The organism is Puniceibacterium antarcticum (assembly GCF_002760615.1).
In the GTDB taxonomy this organism is placed as follows: domain Bacteria; phylum Pseudomonadota; class Alphaproteobacteria; order Rhodobacterales; family Rhodobacteraceae; genus Puniceibacterium; species Puniceibacterium antarcticum.
On record NZ_AWWI01000078.1, the window covers coordinates 1 to 3,287 of the forward strand.

Sequence of the window (3,287 nt, forward strand, 5' to 3'; positions counted from 1 at the left end):
AAGCTCCGACTGATTGTAGGCGTTCGGTTTCAGGTACTGTTTCACTCCCCTCGTCGGGGTGCTTTTCACCTTTCCCTCACGGTACTGGTTCGCTATCGGTCAGTAAGGAGTACTTAGCCTTCGGGGGTGGTCCCCCGATCTTCAGACAGAATTTCACGTGTTCCGCCCTACTTAATACGTTCCATTGAGCTTCCCATACGGGGCTGTCACCCGCTATGGCCAATCTTTCCAGATTGTTCTGGTCACTCTCAGGACTCGGCTGGTCCCCGTTCGCTCGCCGCTACTAGGGGAGTCTCTATTGATGTCCTTTCCTCCGGGTACTTAGATGTTTCAGTTCCCCGGGTTTGCTCTTATAAACCTATGTATTCAGTCTATAAGTACCTGTTTCAGCCCATTATAAGCAGCCCGAAGGCTATTATAACAAACTGTCAGGTGGGTTGCCCCATTCGGAAATTCATGGATCAAAGCCTGTTCTCAGCTCCCCATGACTTATCGCAGAGTACCACGTCCTTCATCGCCTCTTACTGCCAAGGCATCCACCAAACGCCCTTCTCGCGCTTGATTTGATCCAGTAAGAGCCAGGCTCTTACTGCGGCCACAGAGCCTTTTGACTTCTCTGTGACACTAATCAAAAGCATACTTTTTCCCGCCTGGATCTCGTGGATCCAGACTTATGCGATGGTTAAATCGCATGGTTCAGCGTCCGTGCGGTTGCTGAACCGGGTTAGTGTACTTGACTTGGACAACTCTGTTCTTTTCAGCGAGGCAGACAGGGGTTCGGTCGAGGAAACAACCTAAAGTCCTGCTCGCATCAGCCTTGCGGCCTTTGCTCCCCACTGAGATCTTTCCCATACTCGGGTGATCAAACAGTGTTGATTTTGTATCTCTCTATACGATGTCAATTCGTCCGATTGGACGGTTAAACACTCAGAAGTGCTTAACGGTCAAATCGTTCAAGAATGGTGGGTCGAGGAGGACTTGAACCTCCGACCTCACGCTTATCAGGCGTGCGCTCTAACCACCTGAGCTACCGACCCATTCTAAAAGGGCCGCCAGTGGTCATCAGTGGAAGGGGTCGCCAAATTCATGGTGGAGCCTAGGAGGATCGAACTCCTGACCTCCTGAATGCAAATCAGGCGCTCTCCCAGCTGAGCTAAGGCCCCTTGCCCGGAATTCCGCACTTGTTTGGCCCTACCGCCTTGCGGCTACTTTAGGGCACTATCCGCCCTATCGCCTCGCGGCGACTTGACGGCATGGCCTTGCCCCGCGCCTTGCGGCGTGATCAGGGCAGGTTCGTGCGGAACCTAGCGATTTCTGAAGAGATATGAGGACGGCCTGGCCCGTATGATGTTTTGGTCTCCAAAGGTTAGAGACCATGCTAAGTGTTCCATGTCTTTTTGCGCTACCGCTTCGCTACTAGAGCGCGTTGGCATCACAAATCAATCTAGGAACATCCTTAGAAAGGAGGTGATCCAGCCGCAGGTTCCCCTACGGCTACCTTGTTACGACTTCACCCCAGTCGCTGAGCTTACCGTGGCCAGCTGCCTCCTCTTGCGAGGTTGGCGCACCGTCTTCGGGTAAACCCAACTCCCATGGTGTGACGGGCGGTGTGTACAAGGCCCGGGAACGTATTCACCGCGTCATGCTGTTACGCGATTACTAGCGATTCCGACTTCATGGGGTCGAGTTGCAGACCCCAATCCGAACTGAGATGGCTTTTTGGGATTAACCCATTGTCACCACCATTGTAGCACGTGTGTAGCCCAACCCGTAAGGGCCATGAGGACTTGACGTCATCCACACCTTCCTCCCGCTTATCACGGGCAGTTTCTCTAGAGTGCCCAGCCGAACTGCTGGCAACTAAAGATGTGGGTTGCGCTCGTTGCCGGACTTAACCGAACATCTCACGACACGAGCTGACGACAGCCATGCAGCACCTGTCACTTGGTCTCTTACGAGAAAGCTGAATCTCTCCAGCGGTCCAAGGATGTCAAGGGTTGGTAAGGTTCTGCGCGTTGCTTCGAATTAAACCACATGCTCCACCGCTTGTGCGGGCCCCCGTCAATTCCTTTGAGTTTTAATCTTGCGACCGTACTCCCCAGGCGGAATGCTTAATCCGTTAGGTGTGACACCAACAAGCATGCTTGCTGACGTCTGGCATTCATCGTTTACGGTGTGGACTACCAGGGTATCTAATCCTGTTTGCTCCCCACACTTTCGCACCTCAGCGTCAGTATCGAGCCAGTGAGCCGCCTTCGCCACTGGTGTTCCTCCGAATATCTACGAATTTCACCTCTACACTCGGAATTCCACTCACCTCTCTCGAACTCTAGACCAGTAGTTTATGAGGCAGTTCCGAGGTTGAGCCCCGGGATTTCACCCCATACTTTCTGATCCGCCTACGCGCGCTTTACGCCCAGTAATTCCGAACAACGCTAACCCCCTCCGTATTACCGCGGCTGCTGGCACGGAGTTAGCCGGGGTTTCTTTACCAGATACTGTCATTATCATCTCTGGCGAAAGTGCTTTACGACCCTAAGGCCTTCATCACACACGCGGCATGGCTAGATCAGGCTTGCGCCCATTGTCTAAGATTCCCCACTGCTGCCTCCCGTAGGAGTCTGGGCCGTGTCTCAGTCCCAGTGTTGCTGATCATCCTCTAAAACCAGCTATAGATCGTAGACTTGGTAGGCCATTACCCCACCAACTATCTAATCTAACGCGGGCCGATCCTTCTCCGATAAATCTTTCCCCCGAAGGGCGTATATGGTATTACTCTCAGTTTCCCAAGGCTATCCCATAGAAAAGGGTACGTTCCCACGCGTTACTAACCCGTCCGCCGCTCCCACCGAAGTGAGCGCTCGACTTGCATGTGTTAGGCCTGCCGCCAGCGTTCGTTCTGAGCCAGGATCAAACTCTCAAGTTGAAATGCATTACTGCATATCCTTGACGTTCGAACCTCTGCACATCGTTCTATGTCCTACCGCTTCGCTACTTGAAGACAGTCGAAACCATCCTCAATAACCCACGGAGTTCACAAAACAGTCTCTGTCTGATGTACATCAGTTTCCATTGGAAACCGAAGTCCGTCAAACAGTGAAGCTGTAACTCTATCATCGGAACCGAAATCCCTAAGAGCCGATATGCAGCGTTTGTTCATCGATTGAACCAAACCGCCCACATATCTCTTCAGATATTAGCAATGTCAAACAGCGTTGAAGACAAATTGTACAATATGCGCCCTAACTAAACGGCGCAAACCGTACCACAAACCCTCGAATTTCTCT

Annotated in this window: 2 tRNA genes and 2 rRNA genes; all 4 read right to left on the reverse strand. The window is 52.2% G+C overall.

Features of this window, described 5'->3' with window-relative positions:
* Positions 1–564, reverse strand: a 23S ribosomal RNA gene (locus P775_RS11670); the annotation flags it as partial.
* Positions 565–960: 396 nt separating this feature from the next.
* Positions 961–1,037: transfer RNA gene (locus tag P775_RS11675), tRNA-Ile, on the reverse strand.
* 50 nt (positions 1,038–1,087) lie between these two features.
* Positions 1,088–1,163: transfer RNA gene (locus P775_RS11680), tRNA-Ala, on the reverse strand.
* 297 nt (positions 1,164–1,460) lie between these two features.
* Positions 1,461–2,926: ribosomal RNA gene (locus P775_RS11685) — 16S ribosomal RNA — on the reverse strand.
* Between the last annotated feature and the right edge of the window lie 361 nt (positions 2,927–3,287).